At 37.6% G+C, this 20445-nt stretch carries 19 protein-coding genes and 1 other RNA gene; 4 read left to right on the top strand and 16 right to left on the bottom strand.

The window, feature by feature from the left end:
• Positions 1-67 precede the first annotated feature (67 nt).
• From AB3H90_RS00590 to AB3H90_RS00565, 6 genes are all read right to left on the bottom strand, one after another.
• Positions 68-751 carry an HD domain-containing protein gene (locus tag AB3H90_RS00590; protein WP_368015934.1) on the bottom strand — a complete coding sequence of 228 codons (684 nt, stop codon included), beginning with the start codon at positions 749-751 and terminating at the stop codon, positions 68-70.
• Entirely contained in the window at positions 752-2275 is a 1524-nt protein-coding gene (locus AB3H90_RS00585; protein WP_207432252.1) for a carboxypeptidase M32, read from the bottom strand. It lies immediately after the preceding gene.
• 30 nt (positions 2276-2305) lie between these two features.
• On the bottom strand, positions 2306-3469 hold the full coding sequence (locus AB3H90_RS00580) for a class I SAM-dependent RNA methyltransferase (RefSeq protein ID WP_010737516.1): 1164 nt from the start codon (positions 3467-3469) through the stop codon (positions 2306-2308).
• Positions 3470-3707: 238 nt separating this feature from the next.
• An RNA gene (rnpB, locus tag AB3H90_RS00575) (RNase P RNA component class B) lies at positions 3708-4078 on the bottom strand.
• An 18-nt stretch (positions 4079-4096) separates the two neighbouring features.
• Positions 4097-4510: a cell division regulator GpsB gene (gene gpsB / locus AB3H90_RS00570; RefSeq protein ID WP_368015933.1), complete on the bottom strand. Its 414-nt coding sequence runs from the start codon at positions 4508-4510 to the stop codon at positions 4097-4099.
• 90 nt (positions 4511-4600) lie between these two features.
• Positions 4601-5140: a DUF1273 domain-containing protein gene (locus AB3H90_RS00565; protein WP_063627065.1), complete on the bottom strand. Its 540-nt coding sequence runs from the start codon at positions 5138-5140 to the stop codon at positions 4601-4603.
• 62 nt (positions 5141-5202) lie between these two features.
• Here AB3H90_RS00565 and recU point away from each other — a divergent pair, with 62 nt between their 5' ends.
• A complete protein-coding gene (gene recU, locus AB3H90_RS00560; protein WP_010719245.1) occupies positions 5203-5850 on the top strand; it encodes a Holliday junction resolvase RecU in 648 nt (215 codons plus the stop codon).
• Complete coding sequence (locus tag AB3H90_RS00555) at positions 5840-8221, top strand: PBP1A family penicillin-binding protein (protein ID WP_034866626.1); 2382 nt, start codon at positions 5840-5842, stop codon at positions 8219-8221. Before recU ends, AB3H90_RS00555 begins: the two co-directional genes overlap by 11 nt.
• Before the next feature lie 24 nt (positions 8222-8245).
• On the opposite strand, the gene nth is transcribed toward AB3H90_RS00555, so the two are convergent.
• The 10 genes from nth to AB3H90_RS00505 all read right to left on the bottom strand — a co-directional run bounded on the left by nth (position 8246) and on the right by AB3H90_RS00505 (position 18717).
• Positions 8246-8929: an endonuclease III gene (gene nth, locus AB3H90_RS00550; RefSeq protein ID WP_088775161.1), complete on the bottom strand. Its 684-nt coding sequence runs from the start codon at positions 8927-8929 to the stop codon at positions 8246-8248.
• Between the two features lies 1 nt (position 8930).
• Positions 8931-9632 (bottom strand): DnaD domain protein, encoded by a 702-nt coding sequence (locus AB3H90_RS00545; protein WP_010737511.1) that lies wholly within the window; start codon positions 9630-9632, stop codon positions 8931-8933.
• A gap of 226 nt (positions 9633-9858) precedes the next feature.
• The gene (locus tag AB3H90_RS00540) at positions 9859-10146 is read right to left on the bottom strand and encodes a DUF5960 family protein (protein WP_014834686.1); all 288 of its coding nucleotides are present in this window, start codon (positions 10144-10146) and stop codon (positions 9859-9861) included.
• A gap of 314 nt (positions 10147-10460) precedes the next feature.
• Positions 10461-11717 carry a hypothetical protein gene (locus AB3H90_RS00535; RefSeq protein ID WP_053766071.1) on the bottom strand — a complete coding sequence of 419 codons (1257 nt, stop codon included), beginning with the start codon at positions 11715-11717 and terminating at the stop codon, positions 10461-10463.
• Positions 11718-11928: 211 nt separating this feature from the next.
• Positions 11929-13281 (bottom strand): NADH oxidase, encoded by a 1353-nt coding sequence (locus AB3H90_RS00530; RefSeq protein WP_010737508.1) that lies wholly within the window; start codon positions 13279-13281, stop codon positions 11929-11931.
• Between the two features lie 286 nt (positions 13282-13567).
• The gene (locus tag AB3H90_RS00525; protein ID WP_368015932.1) at positions 13568-14008 is read right to left on the bottom strand and encodes a Fur family transcriptional regulator; all 441 of its coding nucleotides are present in this window, start codon (positions 14006-14008) and stop codon (positions 13568-13570) included.
• A gap of 164 nt (positions 14009-14172) precedes the next feature.
• Positions 14173-15099, bottom strand: coding sequence for a cysteine synthase A (gene cysK / locus AB3H90_RS00520; protein ID WP_010719255.1), 927 nt, complete (start codon positions 15097-15099; stop codon positions 14173-14175).
• Positions 15100-15235: 136 nt separating this feature from the next.
• A complete protein-coding gene (locus AB3H90_RS00515) occupies positions 15236-16096 on the bottom strand; it encodes a glucosaminidase domain-containing protein (protein ID WP_096710389.1) in 861 nt (286 codons plus the stop codon).
• A 273-nt stretch (positions 16097-16369) separates the two neighbouring features.
• The gene (tkt, locus tag AB3H90_RS00510; RefSeq protein ID WP_010737506.1) at positions 16370-18364 is read right to left on the bottom strand and encodes a transketolase; all 1995 of its coding nucleotides are present in this window, start codon (positions 18362-18364) and stop codon (positions 16370-16372) included.
• A 98-nt stretch (positions 18365-18462) separates the two neighbouring features.
• On the bottom strand, positions 18463-18717 hold the full coding sequence (locus AB3H90_RS00505; RefSeq protein ID WP_010719258.1) for a DUF896 family protein: 255 nt from the start codon (positions 18715-18717) through the stop codon (positions 18463-18465).
• A 148-nt stretch (positions 18718-18865) separates the two neighbouring features.
• On the opposite strand from AB3H90_RS00505, the gene lexA reads away from it, so the two are divergent.
• Together lexA and AB3H90_RS00495 are read left to right on the top strand one after the other, a co-directional pair.
• Positions 18866-19489, top strand: a complete 624-nt coding sequence (lexA, locus tag AB3H90_RS00500) for a transcriptional repressor LexA (RefSeq protein ID WP_010719259.1) — start codon at positions 18866-18868, stop codon at positions 19487-19489.
• Positions 19490-19996: 507 nt separating this feature from the next.
• Entirely contained in the window at positions 19997-20215 is a 219-nt protein-coding gene (locus AB3H90_RS00495; RefSeq protein WP_010719260.1) for a hypothetical protein, read from the top strand.
• Positions 20216-20445: the final 230 nt, after the last annotated feature.

Raw genomic sequence — 20445 nt, 5'->3', positions numbered from 1 at the left:
TAGTTTTTGTGTTTCTTGTCAATTTTCGGAAATTCCTTCTTATTTCTTGATGCTACACACTTTTGTCTCAACCTCCTGTTGCCAACCAGCTTTCGGGAGTAAAATCAGGGTCTCCTACTGACCATTCATTGAAGAATTCATCAATAAATTCCCGCATAAAGGCTTCTCGTCGTTTTGCTTCCTTTATACCGTATGGGGTGTTCATCCTATCTGGTAATAAGAACAATTTTTCGTAAAAATGATTGATCACAGTGGACCCTTTGCGATAATCTTTTTTATTTTGATAAGTGATTGGTTGCCGACTTTCATCAAAAATGGGATGACCATGTCCACCACCAAAATAAGCCGTACGTAAAATACCAATTGCTCCTAAGGCTTCAAGACGATCTGCATCTTGAACAATTTTTCCTTCAATAGGTAATGCCATCCCTTCACCTGACAATCCTTTTGAAAAAGACAGGTTATCAATAATCAAAAAGATTGATTCAATGGTTGCATCTGATAACTCTAAATGTTGCAAAAATTGATGTAACTCTGCTTTTGCTTTCGTTTCATCGGCTACTACTTTATCATCGATCGTATCATGCAAATAAGCAGAAGCAAGGGTAATCAATGGATCAGCTTGCGGTTCAGTTGCTAAAATTTTCTCTGCTAATTTAACGACTCGTACCGTATGATCAATCCCGTGTCCAGTTTGATCCATTGCTAATTGCTTGAAACTGTAATCAGCAATTTCCTGCAGTTTCTCCATTTATTTTCCTTCTTTCTCGCTACTGAATTCAGCTACTTGATAGACCGAAAAATAGATTTTTTTCATGTAATCGATCAAATATTGCGGATTTAGCACCTCACCGGTTGCATCCTGAATCAATTGCGTTGGTTTTCTAGATGCACCATATTGATGGATCTTTTCTTTCATCCATTCTTTGATTGGTCGATAATCATCGGATGCTAACACTTCATCGATCGAAAGCTCTTTTTCTAATGCGTGAAGCAGTTGCGCAGCATACATATATCCTAAAGCATAAGATGGGAAGTAACCAAAACTAGCTCCTGACCAGTGGACATCTTGCAAGATTCCTTCTAAATCATTCGCAGGTCGTACTCCTAGATATTCTTCATACTTTTGATTCCAAATAGTTGGTAACTGAGCCACGTCTACGCCTTCATTGAAAATCATTTTCTCAATTTCATAACGAATAATGATATGCAATGGATAGGTTAAACTATCTGCTTCAATTCGAATCAAGCTTGCTTGGGTTTGTTTCAGCGAGCGATAAAAGTCAGTAAATGAAATATCATCGAATGTTCCTTCTGCACATTGTTGGAAAAATGGATATTGTTTTTCCCAGAAACTTCGATTGCTACCAATGATGATCTCATTGAACAGTGATTGAGATTCGTGGATTCCCATCGAAGTACCTTGGTAAATCGGAGTATAAGCAAATTTTTCGTCAATATCTTGCTCATACATTCCATGACCAGCTTCATGGATCACGCCAAAGACTGCCATTTTAAAGTCATGTTCATTCCAACGAGTCGTAATACGTGCATCATTATGATTGATCCCGATCATAAAAGGATGGATTGTGTCATCTAAACGTCCTCTTGAGAAATCATAACCTAACTGTTCAATCACGCCTGTGACAAACCTTTTTTGTTGGGCTTTAGTCATTTTTCGAGAAAGAAAAGAGGTATCTGGTTCATGACCTTTTTCTGCTAAGGTTTTTCTAATTTCCATGATCCCTTCTTTTACTTGTTGGAAAACACGATCTAAGATTTCAACAGACATCCCTGGTTCATATTGGTTGAGTAACACATCATAATCAGTTGCTTCGTCTTTTTTCCAATAGGGGATCAACTGTTTTGTTAACTCAATATTTTTAGTCAATGCTTCTTGAAAATCCGCAAAATTTTTCGTTTCACGAGATTGCTGCCATTGCACCTGTGCGGTAGAAGTTGCTGCTGTCAATGCAGTCATCAATTCTTCAGGAACTTTATATTCAAGTTCATAGTCTTCTTTGACCTTCTCGAACACGATTTTTCCCGTTTCAGATAATTCATTGGGATGTTCAGAAAAATATTGGATGGCTTCTTTGATCTTAGGTCCAATTTTCTTTGAGAAATAAAGACTATAAAGATAACTATTGACTTCACTACGATCCTCACTCGCTTTTTCTGGCATACCTGTTTGGATATCCCAATCTAAAATGCCCAAGGTTTGTTGCAAGAGATTGATTTCTTTTAGTTCTTTCATAAATTCTTTTTCATTCATCATTTATTCCTCCATCCATCCCATATAATTTTAAATCGTTTTGTCTTTTCTTGGTGGCCGCGTTCCCCAGTATTGGAAGAGATCAGTCCGTAAAGCTCCGTTATACAGTTTACGTTTTTTAGTAGCTTTTTGCCCATAATACTCTTCAAAAGTAAGATCACTTGTCAAAATGTATTTACTCCATGTCTTTAATGGACGGAAAACATCGCCCATTTCTTCATACAAGCGACGAACCGTTTCTTCTTCACCTAAACGCTCTCCATAAGGCGGATTCGCGACGATTACGCCGTATTCTTTATCCGTTTTGAAATCTTTGACTGCTTGTTGTTTAAACGTGATTGAAGAGCCTAAGCCAATTTCTTCCGCATTCGCTTTAGCAATTTCGATCATCCGCCCATTGATATCAGAACCTGTGATATCGAGTTCAATATCATAGTCTGCTTGCTCTTCTGCCAATGCTCGAACATTTTCCATAACATCTTTACTAAACCAATCCCATGATTCACAAGCAAATTCACGATTAAATCCTGGTGCAATGTTGTGTCCAATCAAGGCAGCTTCGATGCAGATCGTACCAGAACCACACACTGGATCATAAAACGGACGATCTTTTCGCCAATTTGTCAACATCACTAAAGCGGCTGCCATGTTTTCTTTCAACGGTGCGCCACCTTTTTCCAAACGATATCCCCGTTTGAACAAACTAGGACCAGTTGTGTCTAGTGTGATCATGACATGATCTTTTAGTAAAGCGACTTCTAATTGAAAATGTGCGCCTGTCTCCGTTAATGGAACAGATGCTGGACGGTGATAATACTTACGCAATCGTTCAACGATCGCTTTTTTAGTGATTGCCTGACAATCAGGTGTACTATAAAGCTTAGACTTGATTGATTTTCCTGCAACCGGAAATTCAGCATCTAAAGGTAGAAAGTCTTCCCAAGGTAATGCTTTAACTTTCTCAAATAGTTCATCAAAGGTAAACGCATCAAATTCCCCAACAACGATCTTTACCCTGTCAGCTGTTCGTAACCATAAATTTGCTGTAGCGATCGTTTCCATCGTTCCTTTGAAACGTGCCCGTCCATTTTCAACTTGACAATCAATGCCTAAGTCACGTAGTTCTTTTCCAACAAGGGCTTCTAACCCACTTGCAGCCGTTGCCACAAGATTAAATTCTCTAGTCGTATCCATACTTATCTCCTTATAAGAAAAGCTGAACGTGGTCGTCCAGCTTTTTGCAAAATCAAACCGAAAAATAAATCAGTATTTTTTTCATACTTGTCTCTAAATTGCCATTCTTCACTCGTTCATTTTTGTGTTCCTGAACAAACAAGCCATTTATTGAATGGTATAAATCAGTGGTGACACTCTAATGTTAAAAAAAACCTTCACAACATGGTTGGAAGGTATTCCCTGTTATATTGCGGTTTTCTGTAAGCCATGTTCTGTACACTACTTTTCCAGGGAGAAAAAGCAATGTGGTAACCATCTATCTGCAGTTAACCTGCCTTTTTGTCTCGTTCTTAATTCCCAACAAAAAGCGCCCCTACCATTGTTTGGGTTGCTCGCTCGAGGGGTTTACCGCGTTCCACCGAATAAGTTTCCCTATCCGCTTCGTCACTGTGGCACTTTCAAGGATACTTAAGCATAGTTAAAAACCTTAGCTTGTTTTCCTGCCGTTACTCTAATAGAGCACCTTAGCTTATTGTTTCGCTAAGCACGAACACTACAGGCATCACAGCCTGTGCGAGCATGGACTTTCCTCAGCCTGATCATGTCAGACCGCGATTACCCAAAAACCGCAATGTATCATCAATCTTAGAATTGACGTGTCTTTTCGTTACCATCGTCACTTGCATTTGTGTAGTTGTTTGGGTTAGGTTGGGAAACATTCACTGTTGATGATTGTTGATCCAATTTTTTTCCAAATACTTCACGTTCAAGATTTGACAAACGTTTCAAGATATCGAAATTTGTGACTGCTGCACTTTTCGGTGTTTCAACTTGTTGAACACGCGTTTGTGCTGCTCCTTGTGTTTTTGATAATTGTGCTACTTTGGCACTTAATTTATCATTTTCTTCTTGTAAAGCAAGGAGTTTTTTGCTGTAAGTTTCATAATCTTTGATGATATTGTCTAAGAATTCATCCACTTCGATGGGATCATAGCCACGCATCTTTGTTTTGAATTCTTGTTGTAAAATGTCTTTAGGACTATAAACCAATTCCGCCATATTTACACCTCTAGTTTTCATTTACATAATAACAGTTTCTACCTATATCATTGTATCGGAAATAACTTGATAAATCAAACACTATCTGAATTATTCACTGAAATTTTGTAAATCATCCATACTGACTAGCCGAATTTCATAAGAATGATCCTGTTGATAGGTTTGCGCCTCTTTCAGAAAATACTGGGTTTTCCCTGGAAACTCAGGATCATAAATTAATAGACAGCCATCGGTATGGTCAAGTAAAAAACGCGTGTGGTTTCTTAATTGGCTAGGCGACTGATAGGCTTGATGGCTAACTGCTTCAACGTAGTCTGCTAACTGTTCTGCCATTCTTAACTTTTCTTGATTATTCTCATTCCAATTATTTCCAAACTCTTTGAATGGATAGATGATCCCCAACTTTAACTCAGGGTATTCCTGCTTTAATTCAGCAACTACTTCCGTGACCCATGTTTCTATACCCAAGTTTCCACTAGTAAGAACCCATTCAAGTCCTTCTTCGACTAATTGCTGTATCTCTTTTTTTAAGACTTTTTTAATAACCGTTATTTTAGGGTCATTTTCCTTAAAAACCCCAAGTTCAAAACTTCGATAACCGGAAATATACATCACTTTTAATCGGTCCATTTGAGTTTCCTTTTCTTTCTTGATTCTTTTTTGCTATAATGTTGGCTAGGAGTGTGATTAAAATGGTTTTACGCTATCCAAACGGCCAACCCTATCATAAGAATGCCTCTTTAAAGGAAAAAGTTCAAGAAAAAAGAGAATCAGCCATTGAATTTGGCAATCGAGGGATGCGTTTTGAAGAAGCAATTAACGAAAGTAACCAGTATTACTTAGCGCACCAAGTAGCTGTTATCCATAAAAAACCAACCCCCATTCAAATTGTTAAAGTAGATTATCCTCGACGTAGCGCCGCTGTTATTAAGGAAGCTTATTTCTCACAGGCCTCCACAACAGATTATAACGGTGTATATCGAGGTTTCTATTTGGATTTTGAAGCGAAAGAAACAAAGAATAAGACATCTTTTCCCTTCAAAAATTTCCATGCGCATCAAATTGACCATATGGAAGCTTGTCTAAAGCAACAAGGAATTTGTTTTGTCCTATTATGGTTTTCTACGTTGAAGCGTTGCTTTTATTTAGATAGTACTTATCTGATCGATTATTGGCATGCGCAAAATGATCAGGGGAAAAAGTCGCTTCCGCTTTCATTGATCGAAAAAATAGGGATCGAGATCCAAACAGGTTTTTCGCCACGTATCCCTTATCTAAAAGCGGTAGATCAATACTTATCAACATTAACTATCGAAGGAGATCGCAAGAATGGCAAATGAGCAAACAAGAACTTCCAGACGAAACAGTCCCTCTTCTTCTAAAAAGACGAGTCAAACAAGAAATAAAACTTCTGGCAAAGGTTCCGGGCATAAGAAGCGTGGGCTTTTCATCCGTATCATCTTGATTTTATTTTCTTTGATTTGTATCGCTTTCCTAGCCGGTGTCGGATTATTTTGGTTTTATGCAAAAGATGCTCCAAAATTAACGGACACTGCATTAGATGCGACTGTTTCTTCTAAACTTTACACACAAAATGGCGAATTATTTGAAGATTTAGGAGCAGAAAAAAGAGAAAAGATTACCGCAAACGAATTGCCGAAAACGTTAGAAAACGCCATCGTTTCTGTTGAAGATCGTCGTTTCTATAAACATATCGGGATCGACCCAGTTCGGATCGTCGGCTCTGCACTTTCTAACTTTACTTCTGGAGGACTTCAAGGTGGTAGTACATTGACCCAACAATTGATTAAGCTCTCCTACTTCTCTACCAACGCTTCAGATCAAACCTTGAAACGAAAAGCACAAGAAGCTTGGTTAGCTGTAAAATTAGAACAACAAAAATCAAAACAAGAAATATTGACTTACTATGTGAACAAAGTCTATATGTCCAACGGATTATACGGAATGGAAACGGCAGCAGAAAATTATTTTGGTAAAAGATTACCAGAACTTTCATTACCACAGACTGCTTTGTTAGCTGGAATGCCACAAGCGCCTTCTGCCTATGACCCATACCAATATCCAGAACAAGCCAAAAAACGGCGAGATACTGTTTTATATACCATGTTACAAAACAAGAAAATCTCTCAATCAGAATATGATGCTGCAGTGAATACACCAATCGATGATGGTCTTCAAGAGATGAAAAAAGAAGATGATAATTCAAAAATCGTTGATAATTATGTCAAAGAAGTCATCAATGAAGTTCAAGAAAAAACGGATAAAAATGTATTTACTGATGGATTGGATATCTATACTAACTTAGATCTAGACGCACAAAAACATCTTTATGATATTGTCAACACTGATGACTATGTCAACTATCCTGATGATGAAATGCAAGTTGCTTCTACGTTGATCGATGTCAATACTGGTCAAGTAAAAGCACAAATTGGCGGTCGCCATATTGCAGAAGATGTCACACTAGGTATGAACTTAGCTGTTAATACTTCTCGTGACTTCGGTTCGACAATGAAACCAGTCACAGATTATGGCCCAGCTTTTGAATATCTAAAATACTCTACAGGAAAAACGATCAGTGATGCTCCTTATAACTATGAAGGAACCTCAACACCAGTAGGCAACTGGGATAACCGTTTTATGGGGACGATCACCTTAAGACAAGCCTTGTATCTTTCCAGGAACGTTCCAGCTGTCAAATTGTTCAATGAAGTCGGCGCAGATAAAGTCAGCACCTTTTTAAAAGATCTTGGAATCGAATATAGTACGATCCATCAATCAAATGCGATTTCAAGTAACACAGAAAAACAAGACGGCACAAAATATGGCGCTTCTTCCTTGAAAATGGCGGCTGCCTATGCTGCTTTCGCTAACGGAGGAACGTATTATAAACCACAATATGTCAATAAGATCGTCTTCCAAGACGGCACAGAAGAAACGTTCGATCCCGATGGTAATACAGCTATGTCTCCAGAAACAGCCTATATGGTCACAGATATTTTAAAAGATACATTAACAAAAGGAACTGGGACGAATGCGTTGATTCCTGGATTATACCAAGCTGGAAAAACCGGGACTTCCAACTATACGGATGATGAGTACGCAAAATTAGGAACTTCTAGCGGTGTGTATCCTGATATTTTATTTGCTGGTTATACACCAAACTACGCCATCTCAGTATGGACCGGTTATAACAACAAAATGACACCTGTCACCTCTGCTTCGTCTCATGTTGCTTCTGATGTTTATCGAGAATTAATGAAATATGTATCATCCAGCGTCACAAATAGCGATTGGCAAATGCCTAGCGGACTGGTAAGATCTGGCGGTGAATTATACTTTACCGATCAACTCAAGAAAACACCAAGTACGACGATCCCTTCAACAACGGTGCCATCTTCATCAGTGACACTGGTACCTGAAAGTTCGACACCGGTATCTTCTTCGTCGGAATCGACAGAAACTTCAACAACTGAGTCATCTGCCGAATCTTCGACATCGGTAGATAGTTCAAGTGACAAAAATGATTCAAGTAGTTCAGCTGAAACGCCAGAAAATAGCAGCAGTAGTCAAAGCTCTTCATCTTCGGCAACTCCTGAGTCATCCACGACACCACCAGCGCAAACACCTCCGGAGAACAATGCACAGTCCGGACAGTCCTCTAGTCGTTCAACGTCTTCTGGCACATAACAAAAAAGGAAGTTGAGAAAAACCTCAACTTCCTTTTTTTATCTTTTGTTTTACGTTCAATGTTTTTTCTTTCATTCTGTTTTTTCCATCTTGACACATGTCTAACAAGGGGCAAACTTCACACCGTGGACTTCTTGCCGTGCAATGATAACGACCAAAAAATATTAAAGTGTGGTGAGTCTTGACCCATAATTCTTTTGGTACTTTGCGCATCAGCGTTTCTTCTACTTCCAACACTGAGGCATTCAACTTACAAATCCTTAAACGTTTTGTTACTCTCTCGACATGAGTATCCACAGCAATTGCTGGTATACCAAAAGCATCACCTAAAACGACATTCGCTGTCTTTCGTCCAACTCCTGGAAGAGAAATCAATTCTTCTCTAGTTTGAGGAACTTGACCTGAAAAGCGATCCATCAATTGTTGGGCACATGCTTTGATATTTTTTGCTTTATTGCGGTAAAGACCAATCGTTTTGATCTTAGGGATAATGTCATCAATCGGAGCCGCAGCCAACTTTTCAGGAGTTGGAAAAGCTTCAAAAAGAGCTGGGGTCGCTTTATTAACTGAGACATCGGTTGCTTGAGCACTGAGTATGACAGCAATCAACAGTTCATAAGGGTTTCGATGTTTTAATTCACCATGTGCTTCTGGGAACATGTCGTACATTTTTGTCAAGGCTTCCATTGTTTTTTGTTTACTTAACATATTATTCCTCCAGCCAATTTTTCAACGTAACTTTTGGCAAGGCTTCTGGTTGTGCGTTAGTGGTTTCCACTTCTTTTTGTAACATTTGTTGTTTTCGTCTTTTTTGATCTTCTTCTACTTGTTGCTTCGTCTTTAAATTTTTACGTTCCCAAGACAACAAGATTCGATCCACATAGTTAAAACTATACGCTTGATTCAAAACAGCCTCACGTAAAGCAAGTTTCAGAATTTCCGGTTGATAATGATCTTCTTCTAACCATTGACCGATCCGTTGAAATTCGATGGCTGACAATGGGCGACCAAATTCCTGTTCAAATAACTGATAAACAGACTGCACCATTTTTTCTTGACTTAAATCAGCTTGTTTTTGATTTTGACTTTCCAAAAAATTCCCTAAAATTTCATATATAGGATATAGATTGTAACGATCAGCTTGCTTACCATCAATTGTTGCTGTTTCAATTTTAATAAACCCATTACTGATCAAGTGATTTAAAATTTGATAGATACGCTCTTGTTTGACACCCATATCCAACGCAATCGAGTGTAAATCTGGGAAAAAGTCTCCTTCGAGTTGCGCCCTTTGCAATTGCAAAATAAATAAAAACTCTTCTGCTTGTAATCCGATACGATGATAATTTTTTAACAACAAGTTCGATATCGTTGTTTGTCCTGCTTTTAAGTAATTTTCTAAGTTCAACATGATTTTTCCCTCACTTCAAATCCAGTATACGGAAAAAGCTTGTTCGAGGCAAGGTAGCTTTCCTTTACTTCTATATGTTTTTTATTTTTTGTTTCACTTTTTCACTTTTCGGAATAAATAAGCTATTCGCTCTATCAAGGAACATGTGCCGTCGCAAAAAAGCCAGGTTTCCCAATCATCAGGCGATTGAAAAACCTGAACTTTTTTTAAATGATTAGAGAACTGCTTATTTATCTTCTTCCGTTTGCAAGACGTAAGGTTCTCCTTCATAAGTATACTCCGTATTGATTGTTCCATCGTTTTCATCTGAATAAACGCGACGACTGAATGGGAAACGATGGGAATTGCCATCTTTCGCTACTTCCCCACTCATTAGATAATAATCCTCTTGTGTTTCATTCAATTGGTTGATTACTTGATCAGCTAATTGATCGACATTGATCGTTTCATCTTTTGCTTCTTTTTTATAATCATCCAGAAATGCTGCTTGTTGTACAAAATATTCTTTTTCCATTATTTGATTGCTCCTTCGTTATCGTTTGACATGATTTTCATCATCCTATATTTATTTTGTCAGAAAACGAATTGAAAGACAACTTATAGCTTTTATGTCTAAGAATTAAAAGAATACTTTATCTCAAAATAATATTAAATTTTGTCTACTTTGTTATCTATGTGCTTATTTAGACCTAAATTTTTTCAAACTACTTCCTCACTTATCCCCTTACAAACCTAGGCATATTAAAAAGACGCTATTTTTTAAATATAGAAAACAGTAATTTTTCAAATTATTTCATTCAATTGATAGACTTGACTATCTATATACTTTCACTTGGATTTGACATCCATTTTACTGTAATAATCAATACAATCGTTTTTTTTGTTATTACTGACGCTCAGATTTTTATCATCTGATGTCAGTTGTTTTCTTGTATGTAATTCATTTTTCACACTAGCATTTATACTAGCATTTCTTGTTAAATGATGAAGATTCTTACGGATATTTTCTTCATCAAGTATTCCTTTTAAAATCTCCCCCAAGTTTGGTAATTGCCTTTTTGACGAGGTGAACACCTTAAAATTATCAAACGATTGACTTTTTTTGAAAGTAAGCGGCGAACTTGAGTCGTTGATTATACTATTGGTAAAACTTGCTGTAAATTCTCCCTGAGAATATTCCAAAAAATAATAGGGGTTTTCAGCAATTCTTTTTTCTCGTTGTTCTTTAAGCTCTAAATAAACGTTATATAGATGAGTCAACGCACTGACTTGTTTTTTATTAAATCTCGCTTCTTTTATAAAAGCTTCAAGTAACATCTTACGATTATCTCTGGTATTTCCTACCTTTGGCTTAATTGTTCTACTTTTTAATTCTACTGGTAGTTTTTTTAACCCAGTAGCTATTGTCTCTTGAAAAATAGATTTCTGACTGTTGTAGAGAACGACTCTAAAAGTCCCAAAAAGTTCTTTAACCGTACAATTTGCCATTCCATTATATCCCCTCATACTAAGGTTGAGGTATGTAGGGTCTATTTTTTCTTCGCCTAATTGCTGAATAACTTTTGCTGTATTGCAACGACTATCTTTGTGATGTTCAAATTTTGTCTGGAAAATGATTTTACTTAAAGTACTTAATTTTTCTGGAAGAATCGTTGTGAATACACCTGATGGACGATCACTGTTCGTATCTTCCAATTTATCAATCATCGCTACTAAATAATGTCCTTCTTTTCTATAAAGGATTAATCCAAATACATGATCCTGAATTTTTTTAGTGATATATGCTGGAAAAATTATAAAATCTGTTGGATCATCTTTTTTCATGTTTTCCATCATTTGCTGTAACTCTTTGGGATTTTTCATTTCATAAAATTTAATCGTTCTTTTCAAGGAATCAATGATTGCTGGTTTTTTCTCTCGGTCAATCAATGCTTCCTGTTCATCATTTTCAAGCATTTTAATAAAAGTTGAGAATAACAATTGATAATTTTTTTTTCCTTCTTCACCGACTGCTTTAAAATCTCCTGCATCAGCCAACCCATAAGCGAGTGCCAACAACATATAAGATCGTTCAAACAAGTTCATAACATCACTCCTGATTAGAATAGTTGAATTTTATCATATAAAAAAGAAACAAAAGAATCTCTTTTTCTTATTATTAGAAAAAAAGATTCTTTTGTTTCGATAATACCCGTTGATACCTTTATGTAAAAAAAAGAGTCCAAGACGAAAATTCGTCTTAGACTCGTTGATAGCTATAAAGCGAATAAACAATGTTTAACTATTCGCTGATTGCTTATTGCGCAGTTTCGATTTCGCCCAATGCAGCTTGTGCCAATAGGTTCAAGTAGTTCCATGGACGGTCAAAATGAGGTTGGAAGAAGAAATCAGATAGCGCTAGATCTTCAACGGTCATTTTATTTTGAACAGCCAGTGACATCGTATTTGCTGATTGAGTGATATCATATTTCGACATGAATTGGGCACCGACAATGCGGTTTGTCCCTTTTTCATAAACCAATTCCATCATCACTTTTTCATTTGTCGGCATGAATTCTGGACGATAATTGTCTTCAAAGACCGTTGCTTGGACTTCTAAATTATTCATAGGTGCGCTCTCTTTTGTCACCCCTGTTGAACCAATCGTCCAACCAAATAGGTAAAGTCCAGACGTCCCTTGCGTTCCACGATACGCCATTTTATGTTCAGTCAAGTTATTTCCTACTAACAATCCTTGACGAACTGCGTTAGTTGCCAAAGGAATATAATTTTGGGTACCACTTGGGTTATAACTTACTACAGCAGAATCCCCTGCAGCAAAGATATCTGGATCACTTGTTTGCATGTATTCATTAACTTTGATGGCTCCATTAGGTAACGTATCAACTTTTCCATCAACTAATGTCGTATTTGGTCTAAAACCAACACATAAGATGACCATGTCCGCGTCAAAAGTTTCTTTAGCAGTTGCTACTTGTTTCACTTTACCCTCTTCATCCGCAATAAACTCAGAAACATTTTCACCTAATGCTAGAGTAACTCCACGGTCGACAAGTTCTTTTTCTAATACATCTGTGAATGGTTTATCAAGATATTTATTTAAAATACGATCTAAACCATCAATCAATGTAACTTGTTTACCAGATTCAACAAAAGCTTCGACTAATTCGATACCGATATAACCGCCACCTACGATGACCACCCGTTTGGCATCTTCTGCTTGTGCAATAATTTCATTTGCTTGGTTATAGTTTTTACATAACAAAATATTTTTTGATTCAATTCCTTTGATTGGCGGAATGATTGGCCAAGAGCCAGTAGTCATTACCAATTTATCATAAGAAACTGTTTCAACTTCACCAGTTTTTAGATCTTTGGCTGTCACAGTTTTCTTTTCAGTATCCACGTCAGTTACATCATGTTCCATTTTTACAGTTGCACCTAAAGAATGTAGTTCTTCAGGATTAGAATAGAATAAACCGGCTGGGTCTTTTACTACACCACCCACGTATAATGCGATCCCACATGATAAAAAGGAAATATTATCATTTCGCTCGTACACAGTAACATCCGCTTCTGGGTGATTTTTTAAGATACTTTTAACAGCTGCTGTACCCGCATGCGTGCAGCCAATTACTACAACTTTCATATGTGAATCCCTCCGATTAACGATTTGTCCTTCGACAAGTTTAAATATAGCAAAAATAAAACGGATACAACAGTTTAATGCTTGTGAATTCACAAATTCAACCTTGTTGTTTTCTGTTCATTCTCCTGCGCAATTGCTGATTACTCCACGCTTTACTTGTGAAAACAAAAACATACACTATAACCTTTGTGAAAGAAAGAGAAAAAAATAAAAAAAAGTCAGTGATTTGTTTATCAAACTGACTAATTTTTTATTTTTTTATATTTTTATCAATAATTTCAGCAAACTAAATCGCTTGTTCTTTTTGACACTCAGGACAGCGACCATGTAATTCCAAACGATGCTCATTGATCTCAAAGTTCGTCAATCGACCAGCTGCCATTTCGATGTCCGCTAAATCAGGATAATGAAAATCGACGATCTTTCCACAATTTTCGCATATCACATGATAGTGACGTTTTGAACTAAAATCGAATCGACTAGATGAATCCCCAAATTTCATCTCTTGTACAAAGCCAATTGAAGTAAACAATCTTAAATTGTTATAAACTGTTGCCACACTCATATTTGGAAAACGATCTTCCAGAGCACGATAAATTTCGTCAGCAGTTGGATGTGAATGATGTTCAATCAGATACTCTAAAACTGCATACCTCTGAGGTGTGATCCGTATATTTTCCTTTTTCAATTTTTCGATTGTTTCTTCAACTAATAGTTTATTCTCCATTTTTAACACCCCGCGTTGTTATTCTCGTCCTATCATACTATTTTTACTTTTTAAAATCTACTTTTCATGAAAAGAAATTTCAAATTAATCATAATATTGCGAAAAAAGACGCAATTAAGGAAAAAATCTCCTTAATTACGTCTAAATGTTGTGGTAAGAATTCTTTACATTTCTTGATAAAGCGCTGTTGACAAATAACGTTCTCCGTTATCTGGGACAACCGCTAAGACTTTTTTCCCTTTACCTAACACTTTCGCCTCTGCCAAAGCAGCAGCAATCGCTGCGCCTGATGAAATGCCTACTAAGATTCCTTCTTTTTTTCCAACTTCTCTAGCAGTGGCTAACGCTTGATCCCCTGTTACAGAAACTACCCGATCATAGACGCTCGTATCCAAAGTATCTGGCACAAACCCTGTCCCAATTCCTTGAATTTTATGTGGTCCTGCTTCTTTCCCTTCTAAAATCGCTGATTCGGCTGGTTCAACTCCAATGATTTCAATTGCTGGATAGACTCGCTTCAACTCTTTACCAGCACCAGAAATCGTTCCTCCAGTGCCAATCCCTGCTACAAAAGCATCTAACCCATTCACACCAAACGCCTCTTGAATCTCATGTCCAGTTGTTTTCTCATGGATAGAAGGATTGGCTGGATTTTCAAACTGAAGCGGCAAGAAGTAGTCATTTTCCGCTGCTAAACGTTTCGCTTCTTTGATTGAGCCACTGATTCCATCCTTACCTGGCGTGAGCAGTAATTCAGCACCATAACCTTTCATCAATAAGCGTCGTTCGATACTCATCGTTTCTGGCATCACGATGATCACTTTATACCCTTTAGCTACCCCAACCATGGCTAATCCGATCCCTGTATTTCCCGAAGTCGGCTCGATGATTGTGTCTCCTGGCTTAAGAAGGCCATCCCGTTCTGCTTTTTCAATCATACTTAATGCAATCCGGTCTTTTACGCTACCACCAGGATTAAAAAATTCCAATTTCACATAAACTTCCGCTGAATCTTCTGGAACCAAATGATTAAGCTTAACGATCGGTGTCTGACCAATCAATTCTGTAATCGAATGATAAATTTGTGTCATTTTAAGTTCCTCCTTAATATTTTCTTCTATTCAATGATAATACAACTAAGAAACTTCTGGCGAATAATTCGCCTTTTCAACGTAAAAAAACAGGAAAGCTGCGAAGAGCCTTTCCCGTTTTTATCACTTAATTTAACTAAACGTTTATTTCTTGTCCGACTAATAAGGAATAGTTAGACATCGTCATCCCATTTTTAGCCATTAAGTCGTCAACTGACAAACCAAATTTCTGTGCGATATCCCATAAAGTATCGCCTGAAACCACTTTATAGGTCTGGCTACCACTTGATGAAGAGGTAGTTGACGTAGTAGTCGTTGTGGTAGTACTTGTCGTCGTTGTGGTACCAGAAGAAGGCGTATCAAATCGGGTTAAATTATACGTATTAATCAATGAGTTCAATTTTGCTCCGTAACCCGGATCTGTTGCATAACGACCAGTTAGATATGCTGTCGCATCATAAAAACTCGTGGTATTACTTTTCCAGACACCAGCATAATGATAGTCTCCAGTTGAAAAACTAGTTGAACGCAAAACGTTGGCATGATCTTGCAGAGATTCCCAATAAGAAGAATATTTACGGAAAGGTTCATTCATCGTGACCCATTGTCCATTAAGATATTCCTTTGTAGCCATATAAACGACTTGACCACTATAACTTCCTTTAACTCCGAATAAATTATAGTTTGGCGCACTTGCCAGGCTAGATGTGCCATAAGCACTTTCTAATAAAGCTTGGGCAATCATGACCGATGCATATAAATCATTGTTTGCAGCCACTTCAGAAGCTGCCCAACCGATTTGATTGATGAAAGCTTGTGGATCTGCAGTCGTTTGTGTGACCTGCTCATCTGCTCGTACATTTTGCGGTGCTGCTGTAACCATCATTGGCCCCACTAAAAGAGTTGTCCCCATCAAAGGAGCAATCGCTTTTTTATTGATCACCATGGTTCTTTTATTCTTTTGGTGTCGGGCACTGCGGGTTTTCAGCTCTTGCATTCGAATTCCTCCTCAAAAAAATAAAAAACTCTTGATAAAGTTTCCATCTTTAAACAATCTTAATTAATTAAATTATACTTTTAATTTATGGGAAACTCAAATCAATCTTTACTATTTTTCTTTTTGTAACACGAACGTAATGTTAAAGAAACATTAAGTAATATTAAACACGAATCATTATTCTAATTTTCTACTACAAAAAAAGAACATCTGAAAATAGTCTCCTTTTTCAGATGTTCTTAAACGTTTGTCGTAAAACTTCTTTAACTCATTTTATAATTGGTTGAAAGTTGCTACAACATTTTCCACAGTGAAACCAAATTCTTCAAGAATTTTATTTCCTGGAGCAGAAGCACCAAAATGATCGATCGTGATAGTTGTTCCTTCTGTCCCAACATAGCGTTCCCAACCAAATGAAGCTGCTGCTTCAATAGCTACTCGTTTTGTTACGGCTTTTGGTAAGACGCTTTCTTTGTATTCTGCAGATTGTTTTTCAAATAAATCGAAACTTGGCATTGAAACGACTGAAACATCTTTTCCAGCTGCTGCCAATTCTTTTTGTGCTTTGACTGCTAGATCCACTTCAGAACCAGTCGCGATCAAGATACCTTCTGGTGTTTCTCCTTGAGCTGGTGATAGTACATAAGCTCCTTTTTTCACCATTTCGTCTGCCACTTCTTTCGTTGATGGCAGAACTGGAAGATTTTGACGACTTAAAACCAAGATCGTTGGTGTATCAGTCGATTCCATTGCTACTTTCCAAGCAGCGCGTGTTTCATTCCCATCGGCTGGACGAATCACGTGAACACCTGGCATACATCTTACAGACGCTAATTGTTCGATTGGCTCATGCGTTGGTCCATCTTCACCAACCGCCACTGAATCATGTGTCAACACGTAGATGACCGGTGTATTTTGAATAGCTGCTAAACGGACTGCTGGACGTAAGTAATCAACGAAAACAAAGAATGTGCCGCCATAGATACGAGTTCCGCCATGAAGCTGGATACCGTTCATCGCAGCTGCCATCGCAAACTCACGAACGCCAAACCAAATATTACGACCTTCATAATGTTCTGGAGTAAAGTCTTTGTCCGCAGTGACCATCGTATTATTCGAACCTGATAAGTCCGCTGATCCGCCCCAGAAACTTGGGATTGCTTTTGATAACTCTTGAATCACTTCTTTGCTTGAAACCCGGCTAGCTTGACTTTCGCCTACTTCATAAGAAGGTAATTCAGCATCCCAGTCAGCTGGAAGTTTTCCAGCAAACGCATCTTCAAATTGTTGAGCTAATTCTGGATAAGCATGTTTATAGTTTTCAAACATTTCTTTCCATTCATTTTCAGCTTTTTGCCCTTCTTCAACCATTGTTTGGTGGAATCTTTCAGCTACTTCTTCTGGAACTGTGAAATCAGGATACTCCCAACCATACACTCCTTTAGCCATTTTAATTCCATCATCGCCAATTGGTGCCCCATGGACAGCAGAAGTTCCTTCTTTAGGAGCTCCGTAGCCGATCACTGTTTTGACTTCGATCAATGTTGGTTTTTCAGTTTCAGCTTTTGCTTCTTCGATCGCTTGATTGATGGCTTCTAAATCATTTCCATCTTTAACCAAAATATGTTGCCAGCCATAAGCTTCATAACGAGCTCCTACATTTTCAGTGAAAGCTTTTGAAGTAGGACCATCTAATGAAATATCATTTGAATCATACAATACGATCAATTTACCTAATTTCATGTGAGCAGCCATTGAACTTGCTTCTTGCGAAACGCCTTCCATCAAGTCGCCGTCGCCACAAAGAGAATAAGTATAGTGATCTACCACTTTGAAGTTTTCTCTGTTATAGGTTGCTGCCAAGTGAGCTTCTGCCATTGCCATACCTACAGCCATAGCGATTCCTTGTCCTAACGGTCCAGTTGTTGCTTCTACTCCGTCAGTATGATTGACCTCTGGATGTCCAGGTGTTTTTGAATCCCATTGACGGAATTGTTTTAAGTCATCGATTGTGACTTGATAACCTGATAAATGTAGTAAGCTGTATAACATTGCCGAACCATGTCCTGCGGATAAGACAAAACGGTCACGGTCAACCCAATTTTTTGAAGTCGTTGGGTTCACTTTCAAATGTTTCGTCCAGAGTGCATATGCCATTGGGGCTGCCCCCATTGGTAACCCTGGGTGTCCAGAATTTGCCTTTTGAACTGCTTCAATACTTAATGTACGGATCGTGTTAACGCCAAGTTGGTCGATTTTGTCGAACAAAATAACCCCTCCTATTAATTTAGGTTTTTTTTACCTTTATTTCTTACTTACTAATTTTATTAGATACGTCTAGAAAAAGCAATGTTTTTTAGTAATTATTACTGAAACTTATTTCCTCGACGATGTAAGCCTTTTTCACGTTGGATTTCTTTCAATTTTTCTGGAGTGACATCGTTACCTTCTGGATCAACGATTTTCATCCCTTCGATATGGTGTCGCATCCCAGAACGAAAAGCAGACAGATACTCTTCTCTTAACGCCAATTGTTCTTTTTCTTCGTCAGCTGTTAAGCCTTCTGTTTTCTTTTTTTGGGCCAGTTCGTTGATGCGGGTAATTTTTTCCGGTGATAACATAGCAAGTCCTCCTTTTTACTCTACTTCATATTATATAAAAATCACGAAAAAAACAACTAGTATAAAATATTTTAAATACGAACATTTGTTTGAAAGAAGTAGTTTTATGTGGTACTATTTAATTATTAATTGAAAGAAGGTGTACTCTGTGGCCCGACAAACCGAAACCAGACAAATCGAAGTCTTACGATATATCCACGAGCAAGTTTCCCAAAAAGGCTACCCACCAACTGTTCGGGAGATCGGAGAAGCGGTTCAGCTTTCTTCTACCTCCACAGTTCACGGTCATCTTGCACGATTGGAAAAAAAAGGATTTATTCAACGTGACCCTACGAAACCACGTGCAATCGAATTAACAAAACAAGGATTAGCCAAAATAGGGGTAAAACCTTCCACGATTCCAGTGCTTGGTGTGGTCACTGCAGGTGAACCGATTTTAGCAGTTGAAGATGCGTCCGATTTCTTTCCGATCCCTCCTAACCTTTCTTCTGAAGATGGAAGCTTGTTCATGTTGACGATCCGCGGAGAAAGTATGATCAATGCAGGGATTTTAGACGGAGATAATGTAATTGTCCGTAAACAAGAAACTGCCCAAAACGGGGATATCGTGATTGCAATGACCGCAGAAGATGAAGCGACTTGTAAACGATTCTATAAAGAAAAAAATCATTTTCGTTTACAACCGGAAAACGATCTTCTTGAACCGATCATTTTAGATCAAGTCTCTATTTTAGGTCGAGTCGTTGGGCTCTACCGCAGTCATATCTATTAAAGACGATTTTTTTGACTAGACTTAAGTGAAGGTCTTACTCGCATACTCATTTATTTGCAGTAACTGCTATATCTATCAATAAAGACTGAAAAACCCGGGGCAAAGTGTCTCGGGTTCTTTAATGGGCATTAAGATGGATAAACGGTGATTAAGTGTCCATAAACGGCCTGATTTTTTTCTCTTGTGCTTTCCTCACTCCTTAAATAAAATGCACCGATTTCCTACTTTTTTGTCGATCTTTGTCGTATTTCCATTTCGATTTTTTTCATTTGGTACCACTACAATCGTCATTTACCTACCATGATCTGTGGCATGATTTAGATCAAATACCGCTAACTACTTTGAATACGGTGAATAAGCAAATGACCCGTGCTGGTTTAAAAAAATTCTGAGTATTACACACATAGATTTCGATCTTTTTTGTTCTTTCCTCTTTACAAAACGAACAAAAGTTCGTATACTAATTATACGAACTTTTGTTCGCATAAAATAATGAGGTGAGAAATCATGAAATCAATGAGACGTCTTGGCTTAGTATTAATGGTATTATTTTTAGGCATTATTATTGGTAATTTTGGTATGCGTACAGCATTGTTGATCTTTGTTCCGTTGTTTGCTTTATGGTTTATGTTGTGGGATGAAAAGAAATACCGTCAGTCTGAACGGCGTCGGATTCATGATGACACTTTTTATCCAGACTCCTATTATCGATCGAGACACTCTTGATCTTGACCCATAAAGAATCCTGAATAACGAAATAAAAAAAAACACATATGTAAGAGTCAGAAAACGGCTCATGCACAAAAAAGTAGTCGATTGTTCCCCCCATCAAAAAACAATTGACTACTTTTAAAAATACACCTGCACAAACTAAAAATAGTGAGCAAGCGTACTTGGGATTGCTTGACAAAAAAGAGAGTGGGACAATTAGTCAGAAAAAATCTGATTAACGTCCC

The organism is Enterococcus sp. C63, from assembly GCF_040887215.1.
In the GTDB taxonomy this organism is placed as follows: domain Bacteria; phylum Bacillota; class Bacilli; order Lactobacillales; family Enterococcaceae; genus Enterococcus_B; species Enterococcus_B hirae.
This window is presented reverse-complemented; position numbering and strand designations above follow the sequence as displayed.